The following is a 24030-nucleotide window of genomic DNA, read 5'->3' on the forward strand; positions in this document are numbered from 1 at the left end:
GAGATGAGCAGTGACCAGCGAATACGTGCGGTGGCGCACGGCGCCGTCACGCCGGCGCGAGTGGGCCTGAGGCGGTTGCAAACGCAGCCCACGGCCTTCGTGATCGCTCGCCTCGCCGTGACCGCGGTCCTTGCGTTCGAGTTCGCGTCGTGGTTGCCCGACCCCAACCCAAGGCCCGTACTCGCCCCTCTGACGGCAATCCTCGTCGTCCAGATCACACTGTTCCAGACCATTCGCCATGTCTGGCAGCGTGTCGTCAGCGTCGTGGTCGGTGTGATGGTCGCGGCACTTCTGTCGAGTCTGGTGGGATTCAGTTGGTGGAGCCTGGGCCTGGCCATCACCGCCGCGCTGATCTGCGGATTCGTGATGCGGCTCGGCAACTACATCCTCGAGGTGCCGATCAGTGCCATGCTCATCCTGTCCATCGAGACCGATGCTGCGGCCACGGGGCGGATCGTGGAAACCCTCGTCGGCGCGCTCACCGGCCTGGTCGCCGGAATCCTGACCTCCCCCGTCAGGATCCAAGCGGCAGAGGAGGCTCTAGAGGGCCTTAGCGGCACCATGGCCCGCCACCTCCACGACATCGCCGACGCGGTGGAAAAGCGCCCCGAGCCGCGCACGTTCGGCGAATTGCTCTCCCAGGCCCGCTCCCTCAGCCGGGATGTCCAACGCGTCGACGGCGAACTCGCACAGGCCGAGGAGAGCATCCGACTCAATCCGCAGGGGGTCGGAATGTTTCGAGCAATGGTGGCGCTACGGGAGACCCTGGCCGCTTTGGAGCACTGCGGGATCACCATCCGCGGCCTTGCACGCTGCCTCGCCGACCACGCCAACGAGCCTGAGCAGGAGCGCGAGGACCCTCTGTCCAAGAGCGACGCTCGCAGCCGGCTTGCCACGGCCCTAGGACATCTGGCTTCGGCGATGAGCACCTACGGGCGAATGCGCCGCCAGCAGTTCGCCACAGGAACGACCGACCTCGGGGACCCGCTCGCCTATCACCTGGGCGCCGCGCACGAAGAGCGCGTGAAACTGGGCGAGTTGTTGTGGGCCGACAGCCCCGATTGGCCGCTCCATGGTGAGCTCCTCGTTCATCTCGACCGCTTGAGAACCGAACTGGAGGCCGGGCGGCGGATGCGAACGCAAGGGCGCCCGACTCGCCGACTCCGCATCCCCAAGCCTTCGCCGCCCGCCACGCTCAGCCCGATCCGCCGGCGAGCAGACCTGCGCCGAGCACGCACCTGACCCGTACTCGCCGTCGACAAGTCGCGAGCGCCTTCAACATGGAACGTCGTTCAGGCAACTGAAATAGCCCGCCGGGTCAACCTCGATCTTTCGTGAGGTCGGTGGGTCCGCGGAGCGACCCAACCGACCTCACGAAAGATCGAAGCTAGACCGTGGGCGAGGAGGACTTGTTGACCGAGTGGCACAGAAGACCAGTCGATCAAGGTCGATGGAGGTCGATCGGGGAGTCTCTCACCTGCGAAAACGTCCGGGGGAGTCGTGGCGGGTCCAGAGGAGTCCCACCACGGTGGCCCTATCGGCTCCCTACGTCTCCTCCGGTCCAGAAGGATCCTACGCGGGCAGCGCGCGAGGGCGCCACACCGTCCCGACACTCTTACCGGCGGGCTGTGTCCTGGTGACTTATACCTGTTCTGATCTGCCACCTCGTTCTCCAGGTCCCCGCCCCGGTCATCGCCCGCATGCTCGGCTACACCGACCAACAGACCAGCCGCACCGCCGCCGAGGCGGGCGCACCCTGGAGCCGCTACGCACCCGGCGACCACAACAGACAGTGACAACCGTCAGAGAACACAACACCCGTCACCGGGCTTTGCCGCGGCACCTCTCAGGCGAGGGTCCCGGACACCAGCCCGTGAAGCTCAGCGGCTGATCCCGCGGTCAGCCGATAGAACCCCTGCAAGCTGACCGAGCGCTCGAGACGTTCCTCCTCGGTGACGAACTTGAGCGTGCGTGTCTTGCCTCGCGCGTTCCGCCAAGTGAGCCGGGGCAGAAGATCGCCGGGCCCGCAGCACCCACCGCGATCGAGATCCACAATGCGAATGCGGCTGACCACATGGACGACATAGCGGTTGATGTGCAGCGCGTACACCTCGTCACCCCTCTACACAGGGGCGCAGGCGGCCAGCAGCGCGGCCAGGGCGTGCCGCTGGTGGGCGTCAGACTGCTTGTCGGTGGAATGTCCAGGCCCGCAAGCTGCGGCCGATCAGGTTCTGCGCGAGATGACCATGATGTATTCGCAAGGAGCGTTCGTGCGGTTGGCGAAGCCGTGGTCCGCGTCGGCCTGGAAGAACAGGGAGTCGCCCGTGTTGAGGGTCTCGCTGATCCCGCCGATCGCGATCGTGAGGGTGCCTTCGAGCACCACGAGTTGTTTCTCCGTACCGGGCGGATACGCGGGCAGTAGCCCGGTGGAGACCTGCGCGGGAAGGTAGTGGACGATCATCTCGGCTCCTCCCGCGCCCGGGGCCGCTGACACCATGTGCCGCTCGAAGCCGGTTTCCGGGTCACGGAAGACGGGGCGATCGTTCTTGCGCATGGCAACGGCCACACCAGACGCGGCGGCCGGCGCACCGATCAGGTCCGAGAGTGGTGTGCCGAGCGCGTGGGCGATCCTGGACGCGACGCCGATCGTCGGGCTCTTCTCGCCGCGTTCGACCTTGGACAGCATCGCCCGGCTGACCGACGACCGTGTGGACAGTTGCTCCAGCGTCAGGCCCGCCTCCTCGCGGCGTCGCCGCACGTTACCGCCGAACGCGCCGGCCAGGTCGTCACCGTGCTGTGGTTCGGCCGCGTTTGCGTCTTGCTCGACCACCGTGCTCCTCGATCGATGGATAGCTCGCGCCATAGTGTAGGGTTTCTCCTAAAGAAGATTGAATCTTCTATCGGAGACGCGTGATGCACGCCCGACTCGACGGAGGTTCCATGCGTTTGATCTCGAGTGGCCGGCACCATGCCACGTTCGAATTCGGCGGTCTGCAGGTGATCTCGTTGCGAGACGGGTACATCGACATGCCGCCGACGCGGCTCCGCGACGAGGATGGGTGCACGCTCGATGACCTGCCGGCCGCCGTCCCGCTGGTCGGCGACAACTTGCGGCTGTCGGTCAACGCCTTCTTCGTCACCGACGGCACGCGGTCGGTGCTCATCGACACGGGGGCGTCCAACGCCTGGCACGACCCCAACATGGGATTGATCTACGACGCGCTCGACGAAGCGGGAATCGACCGCGCGCATGTCACCGATGTGGCCATCACCCACAAGCACGAAGACCACGTGAGCGGCCTGATCGCGCCGGACGGTTCAGAGGCGTTCACCAACCTCGAGCGCGTGTGGATCGGCGCGGGCGACACCTCGGTGTTCACGGGGCGGCTCGAGCCGATCCGCGATCGGGTCGTACCCGTGTCGGAAAAGGTCGCGATCAACGACTGGACCACCGCGATCCCGACACCGGGCCACACACCCGGTCACACCGTCTACGACGTCAGGAGCGGCACCGGCCACCTTCTCGCCTGGGGCGACACCGTCCACGTCCCCACGCTCCAATTCGATCAGCCGAACGTGTCGTGGGAGCTCGACGGCGACCAGTCCCAGGCCCGCGCCGCGCGAGCGGCCCTCCTCCAACAACTGACCCAGCCGCACCACTTCGTAGCCGGCGCCCACCTCGACTCACCCGGTATCGCCCGCGTAACCCCCTCCGGCGACGGTTATGCGCTGGAATACCTCGCACCACCGATCGGCTGATCGAGTCTGTCGGCTCCCGTAACGGGTGGCCGGGGTGGAGCGGTAGAAGATCAGGTCGTGCCAGTTGCGGATGCGGGCAAAAGGTCGGACCTCAGTAGCGGCAGGTAGTTGTTGCCGTGATGGGCCGACACCGCGTCATGCGCCGTGGCCAGCACCTCCAAGCCTCCGGCCTGGTCCAACGCCTTGAGCGCCAACCGGCCGGCGCGCTCGACCATCGCCTCCCGGCTGTGGGCGCCGGCCCCGCCGTCCGAAGACTCCGCCCCGGCCTCAGCACCAGCACTGCCGTCGTCCTCAGCGAGCGCGTTGTGCCGCTCTGCGTAAGCCGGGGCCAACGGCACGGCCGTCGACATGGCTTCACGGACGCCGTCCAGGACGTCGCCGAACATGCCCAGGAGCCGTTCGGACTCGGCTCGGTGCACCTCGCGCAGCGTCTCCAACTGGATGCGGCCCTTCTTGTGGATCGAGGCCAGCCGCTTACAGAACATCGTCACCACGTCGTCGCGGACGCCTGTGCGCGCCCTGTGGAGCAGGCTGACGATCAATGTGAGCCGCTTGTCCTCATCCAGCACCTTCCGCAGGTCGGCGACGTCGGTCACCGCGCCTCGCCGCGAAGGGCGCGATCTTCCCCGGTGGGACGCCCTCCAGCCACTGCTGCGTCGGGCCGAGCGCGTCCAGCCCTGCAAGAACGCCAGACGGCCCTTGTGAACTTGCCCAGCGACGCGGCCTGCGCCCACAGGAGGGTGAAGGTAACCGGCATGGATGATCTTACGGACAGACACCGACCAACAGACCCCAAACCACCGCTGACGCAGCGCCCATGAAGCCGCTATGCACCCAACGACCACCACGGAAAGTGACAGCCGACAGAGAACACAGACCACCCAATCACCGGGCCTTACCAGGGTGGTATCCCATGATCGGGCGCGGGACTGGCCGATGCTGGGGCAGGAGTACCCCGAGACGACTTCGGGGAGTTCGGCCCATCCGGCTCCCACAATTGGGGTCACCGAGCAGGAGAGGGCGGAGGGAGAGCCGGTGCGCGCGCGGATGATGAACGGCACATTGACGGTGCCGTACTCAGGGAGGTTGTCGGTCGTCGTGCAGTCCCCACGACCGCCACCTTGCCACGAGGCCAGCTTCACCCTGTCGCAGGTGTAGGTCGGCAGTTCCTGGCGAGCCTGCGCTGCAGCGGCGGGCTGCACCGGGTGGGGGTTGGCGTATTGCTGGGAGTCGATGACCGGTGTTCCGTTGGCCGCGTGTGCGGCTGCAGGGGCAGCCAACGCGAGTAGGCCGACGATGGGCAGGGTGGCCGAGCGCCGTGACGATACGTCGCATGGGGGTTTCCTCTCTCGAATGTCTCGGGAGTGTCCAACCCTTACGAATTATCGCACTAAGCATCTGATCCGCTACCCAACGTCACTACAGTCATTCGGTCCGCTAGGAGGATCGGCGCAGAAATCAGCGGTAGAGGCTGTGACCTGTGGAGATACTGCCTGCCACACCGGGCAGAGTTGGCGCGCTGTCTGGTGTGATCAAGTAGCGTGGCTCAACTGAGCGGTCCGGAACGCCTCCTGCTGCCACCGACCGTTTCGATCGTCCTCGCGGCCCGCCTCCTGTGCTGTGTTGGCCGGTCAGGGGAAGATCGGTTGCGCGGAGGCTGCGGTGTAGACGGTGGCCCAGCCCTGGTGGAGTTGGCCGTTGCAGTCCCACAGCTGGATGGTGGAGCCGTTGTGGCCGACGGTGGCGGCGGCGGCTTCCAGGCAGCGGTCGGTGGGGATGTGCACGATCCGGTACGGGGAATTGAGGCCGCGCACCTGCCATTGCTGGCCGATGCTGCCGTTGCATTCGCGCAGCTCGACGACGGTTCCGTTCCAGCCGCCGGGGTTGGCGTCCAGGCACCAGTTCGGGCGGATTCGTGTCCACACCGCCACAGTGCTGTTACTCCACAGTCGCGTGTTCCATACCTGCTGCTCCCCGAAATTGCAGTCCCATAGCTGCACTTTTGTGACCAGTGTGGTGATGGTGCCCAGGTCGGCGTCCAAGCAGCGGTTCCCTGCGGCCTGCGTCCGCGCTTTGAACGGCGCATTGGGGACGAGTGGAGCGGCGTGTGCGGGGACGGCGACCGCAGTCGCGATCAATGGCGCGGCTGCCGTCGGAGCGAGCCACCGCGCGACGGCGCGGAATGATCTATTTGGGGGCATGGAACCTCCGCTACAGAATTCGACGAATTCGATTTCTATTGTGTACCGGAAGTCGCGACTGGGACCTGTTGGGCCGGTGGCGGCCAGATCCGGGTTCCCAGTTTCGCGTGCTCCTGTGGCGGATAGGGTCGTGATCGCATGGGCTTCTACACCCGACCGGACAAGGACGCCGCCGGCTTGCGCGGCGTGGATCTCGCCACCCCGGGAAGGCGCCCTTCTCCGCGAACAGGGCCTTGTGGAGCTGCGGGATTCAGTCGCTGGCGGTGAGCTGCCGGGCGGGTTCGCGCAGGCTGGCCTGGGAGATGCGTGAGGCCCACGCGTATTCGTCCGGGCGTTCGCACGCCGCTGTGAAGCGTTCGATGGCCCGGTCCCATCGGCCGGTATCGGTGTAGATCATCGCGTGGTGCCATGCGATCTCGGCTTCGGTCAGCCACCATGCCCATGCCGGATCGTGTGTGCGGGGCCCCTCCAGGTGCCTGCTGCGCGTCTCTTCGATCAGGTCGAGAGCGGGGGTGTCTTCGCCCATCTGCGCGGCGGCCCTCGCTGCGCGCAGGGTGAACATGGTGCGCGCGGCGCCTGGGGCCCCGTCGTCCAGGGCGGCCCGGCAGATCTGCGCGGCCTCGGTCGGCCGGTGGATGTGGACGTCCCGCATGGCGAGCCGGCCGAGGATGTACTGCTCCATCGACCGGTTCCCGGTAGCCCGCGCGGTCAGCAGGGCCTCCAGGCTCATCTGGCGGGACAGGTCCTGGCGTTCATCGTCGAAGGCGATCCATCCGGCGATCTGCTGGTCTTCGGCGGCCGCGGCGGGGACACCGCGGCTTCCGGCGAAGCGGGTGTGAGCGGTGCGGCCGGCGTGGGCGGCCCGCACAGCGGTACCCATCAGGTCGCGGCCACCGAACCGGGCGTCGAGCGCGACGACATGGGCGCTGGTAGCACGTAGTGCGGCCATCTGTCCGTCGGGTTCCGATGGGGGAGCCTCGATGGAGCGGCCAGCGGGCCAGTCGAGCCTCGACGTCCAGCACGCGCATGCAGGAACCGGTAGCGCTCGCTGGGCCGGTAGGTGCCGTTCTCTCAGTCGCGGATCATCCGCGTAAGACTCTCCGTGGTCGTCGTCGCGTCCCGGCCGCGTGCGCGGCGCGCGCCACGCAGGCGCCGAGCCCACCCGGGGCGTGCCGCGGACTTCGGGGGCATAGTCGAAATCTCGCCGCACGCGGGTCCCTGTGGCCACTGCGACCCTCCGCCGATCTCCGGGTGCCTCCGGGGCCCTCACCGTGACCTGGAGGCGGCAGCGCGCTCACCGTAAAGGCGAGGGGCCGCACCGCCCCGGTACGGCCCCGCAATCCACCCTGTGCCCCCATGCCCGGGGGTGCGGAGGTGCGGAGGTGCGGCATGGCGCGGCGGGCTCGCGGCGGCCCAGGCCGGACTGGTGTGGGTCTGCTCCGTGTACGCCATGCTTCGCCGATGACACGGTCGCCTCCGTGGGTGCCCGGCGGTCGTCGCCCTCCGGGCCGGGACCTCGGCCGCCATCGTTCTGGGAGGGGAACCGGCAACGTTGCAGGTCCTCGGGCGGCGCCTGGTTGCGACCGTGAGAAGCAGCAACGTTGTGCGTTGGTTTGGACGCCGGTTGCGAGGCCGCGGGGGCGGTGATGTCGACGAGATGCAGCAACGGTCAGGTGGGCCGGATAGGTAAAGGGCGGGCGCGGTGCGGTCCCGCCCTTTGGTGAAGGAGATCGTTGGCGTTTTGTCGGCAGTAGTTCCTTAACGGTTTCAGGGGCGCGGCGCCTGTTCCCAGGACAGGTCGGACGGCTCGGGCGGCACCGGGGATCGGCAGAGGCCTGCCGCCGTCCATCCAGAGCGGGGTCAGTCGAGGGTGTCCAGGAAGGTCTTGACGGCGGCGGCGAAGCCGTCGGGGTCGGTGGTGTGGACGAAGTGGTCGCCGTCGAGCTCGACGAGCTGCGTGTTGGCGCGCCGGGCGACGATCTCCTTGCCGTCCTCGGGGGTGATGACCTGGCTGTCGCGGGCGAGCACGAACAGGGCGGGGCAGGTGGTGGAGGTCCAGTCGGCCCAGTGGTCACCGTGGGTTCCCTGTTCTGAGGTGATGGTGTCCTGGGGGTGGAACGGCAGGCGCCAGCCGCCGCCTGGGGTGGGGCGCAGTTTGTCGCCGAGCATCGGGGCCAGCGGCCCGATGGCGTCCAGGAGCGCTTGGCGGTCGGGGGCGGTGTAGGGCATCGACAGCACGAACGACAGGGCGCTGGGGCCATCGGCGAGATCGCAGACCGGGCCCTCGGCATTGACGATGGCCGACACGCGCTCGGGGCGGCGGGCGGCGATCTGGAAGGCGGTGATGCCTCCGCCGGAGTGGCCGAGCGTCACGGCCTGCCCGATCCCCAGGTGGTCCAGAAGCGCGATCGCGTCGTTCACGTAGTCGTCACGGGTGTAGGAGGCGGCCCGCTCGGAGTCGCCGTGCCCGCGCTGGTCGGGCGCGATGACCCGCCACTGCGGCGCCAGTGCTTCGGTCAGCTGGGCCCATGTCCGGCCCTCGTAGAGGTGGCCGTGCAGGGCCAGCAGCGGCCGGCCGGGCCCACCGAAGTCCAGGTAGGAAAGGCTGCGGCCATCGATGTGAAGCTCGCCGCGGATTCCGGTGACGCTGGTGCTGTTCATGATCGAACCTCCATCAGGTGTCTGTCTCGATGAACAGCACTCTGTCCGCACCTGCTGACCATGGGCGCACTAGCCGCTGACCGTCCCCTCTCCTTCTTGGTGCGTGGGGTGTTTGATGCGCTCCGTACGTCGGCCGAGCCGGTGAGTTCACGGGTCGCGGTGAAAGCGCTCGGAGGCCGGCGGCGGCGGCGAGTTCGGCACCGGCCGCGCGGGCGTACCCCCAGTACCAGTCCTGGGCGTGCTCGACGTCATCGAGACACGGGCGTTCGAGTCCGGCCTCGTGCTGATGTCGCACCGGCTCAAGCCCATCGCGTGACGGGCGAGCGACCCCTCGCCGTCCAAAGCGTCCGGGCGCTGGTCCTTCCAACCGGCGCTGCCCGGCCACGGCGCCCGCACAGCCGCGAAGACGCCGTGGCGGGGCGTCAGGACGCACCAGGGTCGAACCGCTCCCTGGGCGGAGCAGGAGCCAGTCAGGCGTCGAGCGGGTTGCGCCGGATGCGGTCGGCGACCCCGGCGGACACGGACAGCGCGGCGGAACTGCCCGGCTTGCGCGCCGCCTGGTCACGGAAGCAGGCCGTGAACTCCTCGGCCAGGTCCAGGCGCGGGTAGCGCTCCAGCACCTCGCCGCGCAGCCTGACCGGGATCCTCTCGAGGCCGCGACCAGAGATGTCGATGCCGGTGGCCAGCTCCAGCAGGTGGCCCTCGGGATCCTCCTCGACGGGCACCTCGGGCCACATGTGCCGCACGATGACCTCCGACGCCCGTACCCGCCTCCCCGGGGGCCAGCCCGCGCCGGCGCCGAAGACCCAGGCCACGTGGCCGCCCGCCTCCTCGAACGGCACCGTGTGGCTGTCGAACTCCGCCACCAGGCCGATGTCGTGCAGGAGAGCCGACACGTAGAGCAGCTCGGCGTCGAACGCGATGCCGTTGCGCTGTGCGTGTGCCGCCGCCCAGAGGTAGGAGCGGACGGAGTGGTTGAGCAGGGAGGGCGTCTCGTACGTGGTCACCACTTCGAGAGCGCCGCGGCAGGCCGGGCTATCAGGGATCAGCAGGTCGTCGAATCCCACAGATCTCATCGTGTTCCTCCGTTCTCCGACCTCGGCGCGACCACTCGTGCGGTGGCCTTGCCGTTGGGGCCGTGCGTCAGTTCTCAGGGTGGGGCATGAGGAGGACGGCGCGGTTGCCCGGGGTATGACCTCGGTACAAGTGAGGGTGAGCGGCGTCGAACCGGATGGAATCGCCTTCGGCCAGATCGGTGGGGGACCTTGCCGGGCCCGTGGTGGCGCGGACGGCTTCGAGAACTTCTTCCAGGCCGTTCCCCCGGACGACATCGTTGTCGACGTTCGGGCCGTCTGGGACGACGCCGTTGCGGCCCAGGCGTGGGAGGGCCCGCCGGTGTGGGTGCACGGCGACCTCCATCCCGCGAACGTCGTCGTCTCGGACGGTGCGCTCTCGGGCATCACCGACTTCGGTGACATGTTCGCCGGCGATCCAGCGTGAGACCTCGCCGCCGCATGGGTGCTGCTACCCGCGGGGCACGGCCACAAAGTTCTTCGCCATGTACGCGCATGCACAGAAGACCAGTCGATCAAGGTCGATTGAAGTTGATCGGGGGGCCTCTCACCTGCGAAAACGTCCGGGGGAGTCGTGGCGGGTCCGGCGGAGTCCGGCCACGGTGGCTCCCACGGCTCCATCGGTCGAGGGGTCTTCTACTGCGAGCAAGATCAGGTGCACAGGGTCTCTGACCCGAGGGAGTGAGTCCAGGTGCTCGTCAGCGCGTGTCGATGGAGTCTGCCGGCCTCCTCCGACGGTGGCGTCACCCGTGGTCAAGCTCCGACTGTCTTTTCAGTAGGTCGGCGGCGGGAGTCTGATAAGGGGCGAGGGTCTGCAGGATGTCCCGAGTGTTCTCGATCCTGTCCTCGTTGATGGTGAAATGGCCCGCGTCGACGACGGCGTCATTCTCATCATTTCCGGGAATGACCACACCGACGATACCGCCCTTGTCGGTGACCAGGGCGCGGTCACTGGTCAGGCATCCCTGGTCCAGCGGCGAGACCTCCTCCCGGATGACCACGTCCAGCACGATCCCCGCGTCAAGTTGCTCCCGCAGCAGCTCGAGCATGGCGCCGTCGATATCGGATCTCGACAGGACCAGGATGCGGTGCAGCGTCAGGCCGCCATCGGTGACCGCGGACCGTTCCGCCGCGAGATAGGTGGTATCGCGCCCGGTCCACCAGTAATCGTTTCCGGTCGCGCTGAGTGCGGTCATCTTCGTCAGTGCAGGCAGGATTCCGGGACGGAACTCCTGGCGGCGCCCGAGCGACGACTGGCCGTTGGCGAGGTCGCGCATGTCCTCGGTGAACGCTCGTTGCCGTGCCTCGCGCAGTTTCAGCAGGATCGCGCTGTTGCGGTCGTCGATCCGGATCCACTGCTCCGCGATCTCGCGCACGAACGCCTGACACTCGGAGGGGGCGTCGGCCAGCGATTTGGTGATGGCCAGCGCGGAGGAGATCTCGGCGAGCTGGTTCTGGTCGTGGTGGATGCTCTCCTCGCGGCGGAAGAAGGCATCGATGACCAGGGTGAGAATGACGCCGACGAGAGTGACGAGCAGAGCGAGCCGCCCGGTGGTGCCTCCCAATCCGGCCACCACGGTCATTGTTCCGAGCGCGACCGAAAGGAGCCCGCCGAAGACGAGTCGCCCGCGCTGCCACGGAACCGCCGGCTTGCGTTCCGCCACGACAATGACTCCTCGCTGCTCAGGCGCTCATGGAAGGACTCCGAATGATCATTTTGAGGGCGTCCATTGCCGAGTATGAACCGCGCCAACAGGTCGCATGGCAGCATTTCAGGAAGTCTGCTCCTGAGTCTGTGTCGTCTGCCACATTGGCTGACCATCACGCGGTCGCGGGCTGTCGCCGCGCAGCGCCCCACCGGGGGCCGCGGAGGGGCGGCTCCGCGCCGACCTGACCGCCCTGGAATCGGCCGAACCACCCATGCCCGTGGAAGACCGCGCCGCCGACACCTGGGGACCCCCGCGGCCGTCGCCGACCACGCTGGCGGCCACTGGCCCGGCCGCGCCCGCGCCGCCGTCCTGGCCTTCACCGCCGACGCCGAAGACAACGGCCAGATGTCCACCCGCCTCCGTCTGCTCACCGACTGCCGGACCGCATTCGGCGCCGACCTCCCTCTACCGACCGCCGTTCTCCTCGACCGCCTCAAGGCCGACCCGGAAGCGCCATGGCCCGACTACGGGCCCAACGGCCTGACCGCGATGAAACTCGGCACCATCCTGCGCGTATACGAGATCAGATCCGGCAACATCCGGTTCCTCGACGGTACCCAGGCCAAGGGCTACCAGCGCGCCGATTTCACCGACGCATGGGCCCGGTACTCGAGAACTCCCCGAACCCTCGCCGAGAAGCACATCATCCAAGGGTTGGGCGCGCGGAAGCTCCGCGACATGTCCGCCGAAGACGTGGACAAGTGGCTCGCGGAGTAGGCATCCGACCTCAGCACGCGGACTCTCCGATTGATTCACTGGATTCTCAACCGGTCCGTGCGGAACGCTCAGGTGCGCGACAAGGTCAAGCGGAACGTGGTGACGCTATGCGACGCTCCGACCGGTCGCCAGGGACGGCCCTCGAAAGCACTCACGCTCGCACACGCCGAAGCTGTGCTGAACGCCGCAGAGGGCGCGGCCCTATACGCCTACGTCGTACTCTCGCTCCTTGTGGGGGCCCGCACGGAGGAACTCCGAGCGCTCACGTGGGCCCATGTCGACCTAGTCGGCAAGCCGGATGCGGAACCGGCCGTGTCGCCTACCGTGATGGTCTGGCGTTCGGTGCGAGGTGGCGGGGAAACCAAGACCAGCAAATCTCGCCGGACGCTCGCCCTACCGGCGCGATGCGTGGATGCGCTGCAAACCCACCACCAGAGGCAGGAAGCCACGAGGAAGGCGGCCGGCAGTCCGTGGCAGGAACACGGCCTAGTGTTCGCGTCGCGGATTGGGACGCCGCTGGACTCGCACAAAGTCAGGCGCGCACTCCGGCGCATCCTCGCCAAGGCCGAGCTACCGGCCGCGGACTGGACGCCCCACGAGATGCGGCACAGCGTCGTGTCCCTGCTGTCTGACACCCTGCGGGCGAGGGCGTCGGCGTGGATCGTTGCCCCGCCGCCGACGGCGATCCGGTGGTCGCAGGAGACCGCCAGCACGTACCGGATCCGCTCGGTCCCCAGCCAGGTGCGCAGCGGCCCGTTATCGCCATAGAACTCATTGCCCGTCACCCACGCAAACGGCAGCCCGGCCGCCACCGCCCGCTCGATCATCACCCTCGCCTGCCGCGGTTTCGTGGCGAACGCCCGAAAGCCTCCGCTCACGCCTAGGAACCGAGGCATGGCCAGCAGATAAGTGGTCAACACATCGGTCCAGGCAACTCGGCAGTTCCTGGAGCGCCGTGCATCCCAAAATTCAAGACTTGTCCCTGCGTGAACGGCCGAGGAGAAATCCGCCTGCGGCCCGGGCAAGTGAGAACATTGTGGGGCGGCGGCTCGTGTCCATACCCGGCCGTGCCTCTAGCAGGAGGGTCTTTGCCCGTGCTTTGCTGGTCGCATTCGACCGCACCTCTATGGCATTGCGGTCGATCCCAGGGGGATGCGCATGTGCCGCCCGGCGGGGCCTGCGGCAAGGAGGGACAATGCCTCTTACGTCGAAACTCTTCCGCGACGACGTGGCGCTGCAGAAGTGCCTGGTGTCGGACGCCGGCCACGTCACACCCGGCGCCCAGGGCGTCCATGTCTCCAAGATCCAGGCCGCGCTCGTCACGTTGGGTGCCGGCGTGATCGCTCCTGAGGAGATCGAGGGGATGCTCTACGGCCAGACGACGGCGCGGACCGTACTGGCCTTCAAAGGACCACCGCGCAACATCCTGGGCCCCGGCCAGACGAGGCCGGACGACATCGTCGGCAAGAAGACGATCGCCGCGCTGGACGATGAGCTCGTGGCGTTCGAGAACAGACCGCCGCCCGCCGTGGTCAGCCTGTTCGTCTCTTTGACCCATGAAGGATCTCCCCACGACCACAGCACGTGCCCGAGGGACGCCAGCGGGCACCTGGTCGACCACATCGCCACGCCGATCAACCCAGGCCTCGGGCGGAAGGTGAACATCGGCGGCGAAGGGGAGACCCAGTACCAGGGCTTCGAGGATTTCGTCACCGATCCCGGAGTCATCGGCGGACCACCTCGCCCGCTGACCGACACCATTCCACGCGACACGGCCACAGACATCGCACTGCGGTCCGCGCCCATCACGCCTCGCGGAGAGAACGAGATACGCCGGATCGCGGCATCCGGCGCGCGCCTCACGATCGCCACGAACTCGCACACGCTGCCGAAGATGGAGCAGATCGTCCAACGGCTCGGCGGGGTCGTCATCGAGCGCATCTCGCTGCCGGACACCTCGGTCCCGGACGGACTCGGCTACCAGATCCTGGTCGTCGTACTCCCGGTCAAGTTCTGAGGCGGCCACGCCAGGCGTCCAGGACGGTGCGTGCCGGGCCCGCACTCGGTGCCGAGCGCATCGCCTGATCGCGATGAACCGGCCTCGGGAAACGAGCCAGCCCATGGGACGCTAGTCCGAGCCCCAAAGTGGTCATGCCACGGCTCGCACGCAGGTCCGTGCGGTGCCTCCGTACTCCCGTAAGCATCCTGCCTACGAAGTGCTCATCAGCCGCCAACCTCTACGCCATAGCCGAACCAGTACCCGCACGGCTTCCATTCAGGGCCTGGGATGGAGGTATCCCCTTCCGAGATGGGAGGGAAGTACGCGATATCCACCCATGGTTGGAGCCACACCCCAGGCCGCCCGGAGGCGATGAGCGCGTCGGCGTCGACGACCACACGCCAGGTGAAACTCCCGTCCCAAGGGGGCGGTAGCCCAATAGGCCCAGGACTGTCATTCGCCGGCTGCACGCTGAACCAGCCGGCCGATTCCGGGTCCGGTGCTCCGATGTTGAAGCGTAGGGACGCATCCATGCCAGGACCACGGAACTTGAACAAGATGTCGCGGCCACCGTAGGAGAGGTCGAGGTAGGTATCCGGATATGAGGTCCCTCCCCATCCCGGCGGGAGCGGCCGGGAGAAGCGACCCTGTTCGCTGACGGCCGGTGTGAGACCAGGTGATCGCACGCGTCCCCGTAGGTGGTGGCGCTCGTACCCGCCCTCGGCCGGCATGGTGATCTGCACGCCGGCTTGGACGTAAGCGTCCGCGGGCACCGTGAACTGGTCGGTCTCGACCCGGAACCACGAAGCCGGGGTCCCCTCGTCCGGCAGGACGTCGAATGTCACGGTGACGGCCTCCGTGCCCGGGTTGTGAATGACGAAGGCGATCGTGCCGCGCAGCATCCCCGACCCGTCGTCGGCGACGTTCACATCGATCGGCGGGGTCTGGATCAGTCCGCCGGTGTCCACCGAGATCTCCAGCTCACCCATTGTCGTCCCCTTCCGGCAGCCATCCGCCCGGGATCGGGATGTGGTCGATCAACAGCGTGCGTTCGGTCAGCTCCGGCGGCTGCGCGCCGAGGCCCTCCTGCGGGGCCGCAAGATCGCCGAGCGGTGTCAGGTCTTCGACCTCCCGCACCCGCAGCCGCAGCGGCCGGCCTCCGGGCGGGAGCGGCAGCCCGATCGGCGTGCCGGACGCGTCACCGGTCCGCGTGAACGTCGGCAGCGGGCGCCACGCGGGCAGGCCGGGGTCGGTGGCGGGGTCTACCGCGATCAGCTCCGGTGCCGGGCCGCTGTCCGGGGCCTCGTCGATGCCGACCTCGACTCGGTTCGGCGGCTGCGGCCCGACGCCGTGCACCCGGACGAGCAGCCCTCCCCTGGCGCGCTCGACGACGATCTCCCGATCGGGCAGCAGCGGCACCTGCTCCGTCGTGACCACCGGCGACAGTTCCAGCGCCGGCAGGCTGTACGGCTGGTAGCGGGCCACGGCCAGCCGTACGAAGGGCCGGTACGCGCGCATGTCGGCGGGCGGGGTCAGCACCACCTCGGCGCGCCACGCGTCGCCCTCAAGGGTGACCGGGCACGCGATCACCGATGCGGTCAGCTCACCGCCGGGCAGCCGCAGGGAACGAGCCTCGCCGCCGAACCACTCGGCCCCCGGGTACCGGCCGACGCGCGGCGATGCGTAGACGGGGTCTCCGGCCAGCTCGGTGACCAAATGCGCGGCATCTCCGGGGCTCTCGGACGCGACCACGCCCAGGCACTCGCCCGCACCGGTCGCGTACCAGGGGCGGGCCAGCTCGACCACCAACCGGTTGCCGGAGCGGCGGCGTACGATCCGGTCCGGCCCGGTCTCCGCCGACCAACGGAAACCGGGCAGCACCGCAAGCACCTCGAGTTTCGGCGGCCGGGCGGACGACGGCACCACCACGGTGCGCGGCTCGCCCACGAGCTCGAACGCCCCCGGCGGGTCCTCCGGGGCGAAGTACGGCCGGTAGCGGCTCACCGCCTTCGCGGTATAGGTGACGTCGCGATGCCGGGTGTCACCGAACTGGTGCGCGAAGCGCAGTCGCGGCGCCTGGTCACGGTCCACGTCCCGGTCGTGCACGTGGTCTGCGGTCATCGGCCGTACGGAGTCATCCGACCATTCCTCCCAGGCGGCGGCGACCTCCACCCTGCCTGTGCTGGCGGTGTGCAGCCCGTCCTCGGCGAACTCCGCCGTGACGATGGCCGCCGCGTCGCCCTCGCCACGAGTCGCCTGCATCTCCCGCCATACCGGGGCGATCTTAGGCCGGCGTACGGCGTGCACGGCCTGCACGGTCACCGGGGGCGAGAGCAACGGGTGCCGCCCCCGGAGCGCGTTCCCGCTGGTGACTCCGCCGGGGGCGGCGCGCGGCCCGAGCCACTCGTGGACGGCGAAGTGCGGGAGGAAGCCCGGCGTGATCGTGGAGGAGAGCTCGACGTCGGCGCTCTCCCCGGGGGCCAGGTCGATCCGCAGGCGATCGTCGTTCTCCCAGCTGAGCACGACCGCGGTGCTCTCGGGCACGTGGTCCCCGACCACGACGGTCTTGGTGTCGGTGCCCGGCCAGGGGCGCCAGTCCGCCGCCGACCACGGCCCGCCGGCGTACGCGGCCACGCCGGCCGCCGCCGGGTCCGGCAGAGAGAGCGCGGGCTGGTCGCCGGGTTCAACCTGCAACGCCTGCGCGGCAAGCCGCCAACTCTCGGCATCGGTCATCGAGTCGAGTACGCCGTGCTGCTCGATCAGCGCGAACGCGACCGCCGGGGGATGCAGCGTGCAGGCGTCCCGGGCGGCGTAGCGGGGTTCGGCGGCGGCGAACTCCTCGGCGGTCATGCCCTGGTCGCTGCGGATCACCAGGCGGTCGACGGCCGCGCCGGGCAGCGGTGCGGAGTCCACGTGCAGGCGGGGCGGCGCCACCGGCTCGGCCCGGCGGTAGGCGATCTCGTCGCTGGCGCAGTCGTCGGTGACGGCGTCCAGATCAGGGCCGCCGCCGGCGATGTCCGCCACGCGTACGCGCAGGCGGTAGCGCCGGCCGAAACGGAGCCGGGGGAGCGCTCCCTCCGGCACGTCGAAGCTCCAGTCCAGGTCGTACGGGGCGGCCATGCGCGGGGCGGCGGCCTGCCAGGTCCGGTCGGGACGGTGGGCGAGTTCGGGAGGCGGCACCGCGAGGCTCCAGCCGTCCCACCGGACCACGATCTCGTCCGCGCGTATCACGCCGTCCTCGCCGCGTACGGCGGCCAGGTGCTTGACGTGGCCTTCCTCCCGGCGGCCCCGCCCGGTCCCGATCTCGATACGGTCGCCCGCCGCGTCGAGCACCGAGTAGACGGCCTCGCGTGCGCACAGCGACCGCCACTGGGGGTCGTCGGCGTCGAACACGTCCACTCGATAGCCGAGCACCAGTTCGGTGGCGTCCAGTTCGTCCTCGGCGTTGCCGTCGGTGGCGTGGATGCGGTTGTGGGCGCGCAGTGAGGCCCGGTCGAGTCGGTCTTCGAACTCGCGTTGCCGGTCAGGGCGGATCAGCGTCAGCCCGGCCGAACGTAGCGCGGGCAGCGGTGCGCCCGGCCCGTTCGGCGCGGGGGGCCCGGCCGGATCAGTGCCGGTGCCGGAGGCGAGCAGCCGTGCGGCCGCCCGCAGTCCGATCACCCCGCCGTCCACATCGAAGGTCGCGATTGCCCATGGTGGCGTGTCGCGCGTCTCGTCCACCAGGTCGATCCGCGGTGCGTCCGACAGGTCGATGACCCCTCGCCGTACGTCACTGGCCCGTTCGGGGTCGGCACCCGGCCAGAATCCCTCCGTGTCGAGCTCGTACCACGTCCACGGCGAGGTGAGCACGAGGTCGGTGCCGTACGCGCGCACCGACAGCCGATCGCCGTCGTCCAGCTCGTCGGCGTTGATCAGCAACTCGAATACCAGCCCGAGGTCACGCAGCACCTCTGGATGCTCGCGGATCAGCCCGAACGTGCGCCGGAAGTCCATGGCCGAGTCCAGCAGCGGCGAGTCCCGCGGCGGTTCCGGCCGAGGAGTGGCGGCCCACGGCCGCAGATACTGCGCCAGGTCGGGGGTGCCGTCGGGCTCGGCCAGCACCTCGCTCACCTCGCGGTACGTCAGGCCGATCCGCTGGGCGTCGCCGTACCGAGGCGTCACCAGGGCGCTGTCCGGCTCACGCAGGCCCGCGAACAGCCTGGCCGCGTCGCCCCGGAACACGGCGTCCCAGACGTCCTGGCTGGCCACGGAGTCGTACAGCACCGGGCGGAACCGTGTCGCCTGTACGCCTGCGGGATTCTTGACGTACAGCCGGAAGTCCAGGTCGTCGAGCAGGATCCTCGGCCACGTGTCCAGCCCTTCGGTCGTCAGGGAGCTTCCGTCGAGCCTGGGAACCACGACGACCCGGAGTACGGCGGGCCGCTCGATCTCGTGGCCGGGCACGTCGGCCGGGTTGAGCAGGCGGTTCGGGACCGCGATCAGCACCAGGTCACTCATCGCCCCGGCCTCGGTAGAAATGGATTCCGTCTTCACAGGCGACGGCGAGCACCCTGCCGTCGGCGGCGAACCCCAGGTCGTGGGGAACGCCGGCCACCGGACCCCACCAGAACGCGTCCGCGTCGTCGTGATCCCCGTGCCCGACCGCCTCGCCGTCAAGGTCGAACATGTACAGGTACGGCTGCTCGGTCGCCACGAGCAGGGCGCGTCCCTTCGGGTAGAACGCCAGCCGGGTGACCGGGTACGGCAGCCGCCACGCCGTGTGCGCGTCGCCGGGGGAGGAGACCGAGGTCACCCGCACGTCGTTGCCCGCCGCGGTCGCGAGCAGCCGGCCATCCGGGCTCACCACGACCTGGTCGATCCCCGTGTGATGGGGGATCGTCTCGGTGAGGCCGGTACGGATGTCCACGAGCACCAGCGCGGCGTCGGCGTTGCCGCTGGTGATCAACAGCTTGGCGCTCCCTTCGCCGGGCACGGCGAACGCCAGAGAGGTGATCTTGCCGTCGACGTCGATCGGCTTCTCGGTGATCTGCCCGCCGTCGTGGCGCAGCAGGTGGCAGTGGCTCCGGCTCGCCACCGCGATCACCGCGTCGTCGGGTGGTTCGGCCGGAAGCACCGCGACCCGCTCGAGCGGTTCGTTGAACTGCACGCTCGTCGGGTCCTCCTCGTTGACGTCGTAGAACCGCAACCACGTGTCTCCGCGTACGTCGACAAGCCGCCGGTCGTCGATGAATGCTGCGTCGCGCGGGGCCCGGGCGGCGGCGGAGGGTTGCCGCGGCCAGGACTGCAACGGCGTGCCGAGCAACGTACGGGCCACGAGTCTTGTGTCGGCCAGCCACACTGCGCAGTGGTCCCCGCTCGGGCTCACGGCCAGGCCGAGCACCCGCGCGTCCGGCTCGCTCTCGTACAGGGGCGTGGCGTCGCCGAGCCTGCGGAAGTACTCGAAGCCGCCGGCCCCTTCGCCTGCACCGACCACGCCGATCCAGGTCCGTTCCCGCTCTGGCGCCTGGGAGTCCGGGATCGTGGCGAGCACCATCCGGTACGGGGTGCCGCGCCGCTCCCACTGCTGCCGGTGGGTCCACGCGGCCGCCGCGACGTCGTCGATGTCGTAGCAGGTGACCTGATTGCCGCCGCACAGGGCGATCCGGGTGCCGGAGGGGCTGAACTCGATCCGGCCGGCCTCGCCGTCATGCCGCCAAAGGCAGGCGCCGGTGCCGGCCTCGAGCAGCGTCACCCCTGGGCCGGACGGGGTGGCGTTCACGGCCAGCAGCCCGCCGTCGGGGCTGTATCGGACGCAGCGTGGCCTGCCCGTTGCCGGGTCCAAGCGCAGCGTACGGAAATCCTCCGACGGGGCCAGCCCGGGCAGCGTCCGGACCGTGAGCTCGGAGCCCGAGGCGTAGGCCACCAACTTCCCTGACGGACTGGTGGCGATGCCGTGGTAGCCGACCGAATCTCCGGCCGGGAGCCGGAACTCGACGTACCCGTCGCCCTCGAACTCCATGATCCAGCCGGAGGTGCCGGGTTCGCCACCCGCTTCGTCCATCCAGAAGTACTCGCCCACCGCGAGGAGGATCTCGTCGGCGGCCCACTTCAGCTGCTGGCAATCGCCGGGGAGGAGCCGCGTCTGCTTCGAAGGTCGCGGCTCACCGGTAGCGCAGTCGACGATCGAGGGTGGCGAGCCGTACGCGAGCAACGAGGGCGAGCCGTCGGGTCCCAGGCACCACGGCTGGCTCAGCAACAGCGACACGGACCGGGTCCACCCTGCAGGATCGCCCGGCTCCATCGCGTAGGCGAGGAACCCGTCATCGGTCCACGCCAGCAGGAACGGATCTCCGACGTCGCCGAAGGCGAGGTCCCTCGCGCCTTGGTACTGCCGCTGCCAGAACCGTTCACCGGTGTGCACGTTCAGCCCCACCAACCGCTGGAACGGCTCGGTGTCGTGGGGAACCTGCATCCGTTCGGCGTACGCGCAGACCCCGTACGCGGCCTGGACCGTGATCGCGGTGAGGGTGCCGCGGGGCAGGCCGCTCGGATCCTCTCCCCACGCGGGCTGAGCCTGCCCGCCGGGCACCGACAGCTTCAGCGGGGGATCCGTGGTGCCGGTACGGGCGGCCAGCAGATGATCGCTGTCCGTCCAGAACAGCCGGTCCGGGGCGAACGGCAGGTCGAACTCGGCGACCGGGGGGACGCTGCTCACGGCTCCTCCCTCGAAGGCGCGGGCGCGAAGCGGCTGCGGTACCGCCGCCAGTTCTCCAGCCCCGGGTCGTGGTCGCCGTCGGCGGTGAAGGCCGCGGGCCGGGTCAGTGCCGGCGCGTCCCCGCCGACCAGGCGCCATTCGCCGCTGTCCAGTTCCACACGCTCGGACCAGAACAGGACCTCGATCTCGAGGATCACGGTGGCGCGGCCCACCAAGTCGTTCGTCACCGACCGGTATGTCAGCTCCAGCCTCAGCTCCACCGAGACCGAGACCAGCCCCAGCACGTCCAGGGTGCCGCCGATCCGCAGGTAGCCGCTGACCTCCAGCTCGCCGGAGTCCCAGACGAACCGCACCCCACCGAGTATGTGGGCCTCGCCGCGTGCGACGTAGAACTCGACGGCCACCAGCGCCCCGAACTCCAGCGCCGCCTCCAGCCGCCGCAGCCCGTTCTGGTTGGCGGCGAGTTCCAGGTAGCCGCCACCGCCGAACGCCATCACGGTCAGCACGAACGGGTTCGTCCGGCCGGAGAAACCGAGCACGACCTCGGGTGGTGCGCCGGTGAAGGACACGTCGACGCCGGCCCTGAACAGCATGTTGCGCATCACGAAGACGCCGCATGTCACGGCGGGTAGCGGCAGCGCGTAGTCGACCGCGACCCCGCCGGTGGACGGTGTGATCTTCGGCCCGGCGTCGCCGATCGCGACGTTGTCGCCCAACTCCTCGAGCAGCTTCAGGCTGCCCAGCAGCTTCGCCCCGAGGCCCTCGACGGTGAGCCCGTTGGGAGGCGCGCCCTGGCCCGGCGGCTCGGGCCCGGTCCGCCGGACGTACGTCACCTTCGCGAACGACAGTTCGAGCAGCGGGTTGGACGTGGGCAGCCGCAGCCCGAAGTCATGCAGTGTGCAGGTCACGCTCGTGCCGGTGTCGGACGCGACCACGTTCAGCTCGAGGCGGGTGGTGTCCTTGGCGACGAATCCCGGGAGGTTCTTCCGGAACGTGACGGCGCCCGGCTGTGACCAGCTCATCGTGACGACGGGGCCGCGGCCTGGCCGCATCTCCGATGTGATCATCGGAGGCGCGTCGATCCGTTCGATGATCTCGCGCAGCGGGTAGCCGAGCAGGTCGGCCCCGACGTCGAACAGGCCGGCCGGGGAGGACACCAGGGCGCCCGCGGCGGCCTTGACGGGGCCGTAGTTCCGGGAGATCGCGTTGACCCGGTACGCCAGCGCCGCCAGCCCGCCGGAACGCTCCGCCCGCCCCGAGAAGTCGATCGGTATCGCCTCGCCTGCGGCGAGCTCGAGCATCGCGTACGCCGACTCGCCCTTCTCGGCGAAGGCGTCGGTGTACCGGAACGGGTGGTAGGCGTCGGCCTGGTCCAGCAGCCGTCCCAGCGCCGGCAGCGTCATCTCCAGCTCCTCGAGGACGGCCCCCGGATCGGCATGGCCGGACCGGCCGCCGAGCGTGAAGCCGCGGACCAGGTGGACGTCCGCCGGTGCGGCCTCGGGCGCCCGAACGAGGTCGAGCGGGGTGGGCGGAATCGCGACCGTGACCCGGCCGTAGAACCTTCCGAGTTCCTCGGCGAGCCGCGAGGTCGCCGCGGTGTCCAGCGACCGGTCCGCGACGAACACGAGCGGGACCTCGAGCCGGACGGGGCCGTTCGGCGCGTGGCACACCACCGGGAACAGGAGGGGCTGCCCGGCCGAGGCCATGGGCCGGAAGTAGGTGTCCCTGCGTTGGCCGTCCCCGGCATCGAAGCTCTGCCAGTCGGGGTGCTCGAGCTCGGTGAAGACGGTTCGGGAGATCTCCACCTCGTCGAATGGGAACCGGCGGCGGATGGCCGGGTCCTGAGACCGGCCGCGTACCGGCTCGACGACTGTGAGCTGGTACGCGTGGCGAAGCACCGCGACCTGCTCGGCCGCATCGAAGGCGCGCACCACCGACTTCTCGTAGGTGGCCCGGTGCCCGAACGGGTAGAGGTAGCCGCGGGCGAGGAAGCGAACGGACATGTCCCGGCCGAGTACGGCGCTGTGGTCCCATTCCGCCTCCGGCCAGCGTCCGGAGGCCACGAGGGAGCCCCCGAGCGCGCTCAGCTCGAACAGGCCTGACCGCGCCGGCGCCTCGCCCGTCAGCTCGGCAAGGGACTGCCGGGCGAACCGGTCGAGCGCTGGCACGAAGTCCGGAGGGTCGCCCATGCCTGCCGCCGTCTCGTCCACCACCACGAGCTCCACCCCCGAGCCGGGCTCGGAAGCGTGCAACCGGGTACGCCATAGCGGGTTGGTCTCATCCGGGATCGTGCCGACAGGGTGGCCTGCCCGCAGCGGGTGTCCGCCCTGGGCCTGGGGGCGTACCTTCAGCCGCCACGGCAGCTCAACGACGCTACCGGCGTCGACGGCGAGCTCGCCGGCGGCCCGGATCAGGCCCTCCACGGTGAGTTCGACCCTGTTCCCGGCCGGCACGACGAACCGCAGCGCGCTCGACCCGGACAGCCGCGCCCGCCGCCGCCCGGCGGCCCCGGCGGTCTCGGCGATCGTCTCCTCGGCCAGGTGCTGTGGCGGAAACCAGAGCGTGAGAACCCCGCCACCCGGGTCGGCGACCAGCGCCGCCCGTCCGCCGGTGACGGTCATGCCGGACCACTCCACCCCCAGCAGCAGGTGGTCCGTCGGCCGCGCCACCAACGCCCTGATCATCGCCCCGTCCCCGTCACATCACCCCTCATCTCACAAGGTGACTCCGAGCGCGGCCGCCACCGCCGGGAAGCCACAGGCGTAACCGGTGGTGTTATCGCCCGCGTGGTGAGACCGCCACGGGTGTCGTGGCGGCCGACCTGGTGGCCGCCGAGCACGGGATCGTGCCGGTCGGCGTCCGGGATCACGGGTGTGGTCTCCAGGTACGGCACGCCGCCGGGAGACTCCGGCAGCCCTGCGGGCGGCTCGTCGGAATGCGATACCAGGATGCGCACGGTCAAGACACCGGCTTCATCCAGGCCGATATCGAGTCCTTTCACCCCGCCGAGGGGGAACAGGTCGGCACCGCCGTCGGCAAGCGCGCGCAGCATCCCGGCAGACAACTCCATGTGCCACCTCCTGGAGGAGTTCGCTCCTCAGCCGCACGGACGGCTGCATCGCGGGCGACATACTGCGCGTGGGCGGAAACCCAACTCGTACAGGCCAGACTCCGGAGTGGCGATCCTGGAGTCAAGACGCGCAAAGCGCGTCATGGC

General features: G+C 69.3%; 19 protein-coding genes. 6 read left to right on the forward strand and 13 right to left on the reverse strand.

The features are described from left to right. The first annotated feature begins 3 nt into the window (after positions 1 to 3). The gene (locus tag BJ999_RS17435; RefSeq protein ID WP_179834276.1) at positions 4 to 1242 is read left to right on the forward strand and encodes an FUSC family protein; all 1239 of its coding nucleotides are present in this window, start codon (positions 4 to 6) and stop codon (positions 1240 to 1242) included. A 604-nt stretch (positions 1243 to 1846) separates the two neighbouring features. Here the strand turns inward: BJ999_RS17435 and BJ999_RS17440 are convergent. After that, complete coding sequence (locus tag BJ999_RS17440) at positions 1847 to 2110, reverse strand: hypothetical protein (protein WP_218935104.1); 264 nt, start codon at positions 2108 to 2110, stop codon at positions 1847 to 1849. A 114-nt stretch (positions 2111 to 2224) separates the two neighbouring features. Next, the gene (locus tag BJ999_RS17445) at positions 2225 to 2830 is read right to left on the reverse strand and encodes a helix-turn-helix domain-containing protein (RefSeq protein ID WP_179834277.1); all 606 of its coding nucleotides are present in this window, start codon (positions 2828 to 2830) and stop codon (positions 2225 to 2227) included. Positions 2831 to 2940: 110 nt separating this feature from the next. Here BJ999_RS17445 and BJ999_RS17450 point away from each other — a divergent pair, with 110 nt between their 5' ends. Further along, positions 2941 to 3759 (forward strand): MBL fold metallo-hydrolase, encoded by an 819-nt coding sequence (locus BJ999_RS17450; RefSeq protein ID WP_179834278.1) that lies wholly within the window; start codon positions 2941 to 2943, stop codon positions 3757 to 3759. Between the two features lie 50 nt (positions 3760 to 3809). Here the strand turns inward: BJ999_RS17450 and BJ999_RS17455 are convergent, their stop codons facing one another. From BJ999_RS17455 to BJ999_RS17475, 5 genes are all read right to left on the reverse strand, one after another. Further along, the gene (locus tag BJ999_RS17455; protein ID WP_179834279.1) at positions 3810 to 4355 is read right to left on the reverse strand and encodes a hypothetical protein; all 546 of its coding nucleotides are present in this window, start codon (positions 4353 to 4355) and stop codon (positions 3810 to 3812) included. Between the two features lie 1035 nt (positions 4356 to 5390). After that, a complete protein-coding gene (locus BJ999_RS17460) occupies positions 5391 to 5960 on the reverse strand; it encodes an RICIN domain-containing protein (RefSeq protein WP_268247868.1) in 570 nt (189 codons plus the stop codon). A gap of 250 nt (positions 5961 to 6210) precedes the next feature. After that, entirely contained in the window at positions 6211 to 6909 is a 699-nt protein-coding gene (locus BJ999_RS17465; protein WP_179834281.1) for an NsdA family TPR-like regulatory protein, read from the reverse strand. Positions 6910 to 7820: 911 nt separating this feature from the next. Continuing rightward, positions 7821 to 8621, reverse strand: a complete 801-nt coding sequence (locus BJ999_RS17470) for an alpha/beta fold hydrolase (protein ID WP_179834282.1) — start codon at positions 8619 to 8621, stop codon at positions 7821 to 7823. Positions 8622 to 9091: 470 nt separating this feature from the next. Continuing rightward, positions 9092 to 9697, reverse strand: a complete 606-nt coding sequence (locus BJ999_RS17475) for an HD domain-containing protein (RefSeq protein WP_218935105.1) — start codon at positions 9695 to 9697, stop codon at positions 9092 to 9094. Between the two features lie 79 nt (positions 9698 to 9776). On the opposite strand from BJ999_RS17475, the gene BJ999_RS44000 reads away from it, so the two are divergent. Continuing rightward, a complete protein-coding gene (locus BJ999_RS44000) occupies positions 9777 to 10121 on the forward strand; it encodes a phosphotransferase (protein ID WP_373292885.1) in 345 nt (114 codons plus the stop codon). A gap of 316 nt (positions 10122 to 10437) precedes the next feature. On the opposite strand, the gene BJ999_RS17485 is transcribed toward BJ999_RS44000, so the two are convergent. Then, on the reverse strand, positions 10438 to 11358 hold the full coding sequence (locus BJ999_RS17485; RefSeq protein WP_179834283.1) for a hypothetical protein: 921 nt from the start codon (positions 11356 to 11358) through the stop codon (positions 10438 to 10440). Between the two features lie 75 nt (positions 11359 to 11433). Between BJ999_RS17485 and BJ999_RS41305 the strand changes: the two genes are divergently transcribed. The 3 genes from BJ999_RS41305 (at position 11434) to BJ999_RS17500 (ending at position 14137) form a co-directional block, all read left to right on the forward strand. Next, the gene (locus BJ999_RS41305; RefSeq protein ID WP_218935106.1) at positions 11434 to 12120 is read left to right on the forward strand and encodes a DUF3631 domain-containing protein; all 687 of its coding nucleotides are present in this window, start codon (positions 11434 to 11436) and stop codon (positions 12118 to 12120) included. 99 nt (positions 12121 to 12219) lie between these two features. Continuing rightward, complete coding sequence (locus BJ999_RS44005; RefSeq protein ID WP_373292888.1) at positions 12220 to 12888, forward strand: site-specific integrase; 669 nt, start codon at positions 12220 to 12222, stop codon at positions 12886 to 12888. 427 nt (positions 12889 to 13315) lie between these two features. Continuing rightward, positions 13316 to 14137, forward strand: coding sequence for a peptidoglycan-binding protein (locus BJ999_RS17500; protein ID WP_179834284.1), 822 nt, complete (start codon positions 13316 to 13318; stop codon positions 14135 to 14137). A 206-nt stretch (positions 14138 to 14343) separates the two neighbouring features. Here the strand turns inward: BJ999_RS17500 and BJ999_RS17505 are convergent, their stop codons facing one another. Genes BJ999_RS17505 through BJ999_RS17525 form a run of 5 tightly spaced genes read right to left on the reverse strand, consistent with a single transcriptional unit; the run spans position 14344 to position 23883 of the window. After that, positions 14344 to 15108, reverse strand: a complete 765-nt coding sequence (locus tag BJ999_RS17505) for a hypothetical protein (RefSeq protein ID WP_179834285.1) — start codon at positions 15106 to 15108, stop codon at positions 14344 to 14346. Continuing rightward, a complete protein-coding gene (locus BJ999_RS17510; protein WP_179834286.1) occupies positions 15101 to 18616 on the reverse strand; it encodes a hypothetical protein in 3516 nt (1171 codons plus the stop codon). Before BJ999_RS17510 ends, BJ999_RS17505 begins: the two co-directional genes overlap by 8 nt. Beyond that, positions 18609 to 20813, reverse strand: a complete 2205-nt coding sequence (locus tag BJ999_RS17515) for a WD40 repeat domain-containing protein (protein ID WP_179834287.1) — start codon at positions 20811 to 20813, stop codon at positions 18609 to 18611. Before BJ999_RS17515 ends, BJ999_RS17510 begins: the two co-directional genes overlap by 8 nt. Further along, a complete protein-coding gene (locus BJ999_RS17520) occupies positions 20810 to 23497 on the reverse strand; it encodes a hypothetical protein (RefSeq protein ID WP_179834288.1) in 2688 nt (895 codons plus the stop codon). Before BJ999_RS17520 ends, BJ999_RS17515 begins: the two co-directional genes overlap by 4 nt. Then, positions 23494 to 23883, reverse strand: coding sequence for a hypothetical protein (locus BJ999_RS17525; RefSeq protein ID WP_179834289.1), 390 nt, complete (start codon positions 23881 to 23883; stop codon positions 23494 to 23496). The genes BJ999_RS17520 and BJ999_RS17525 overlap by 4 nt, the downstream gene beginning before the upstream one ends. Between the last annotated feature and the right edge of the window lie 147 nt (positions 23884 to 24030).

Source organism: Actinomadura citrea (assembly GCF_013409045.1).
In the GTDB taxonomy this organism is placed as follows: domain Bacteria; phylum Actinomycetota; class Actinomycetes; order Streptosporangiales; family Streptosporangiaceae; genus Spirillospora; species Spirillospora citrea.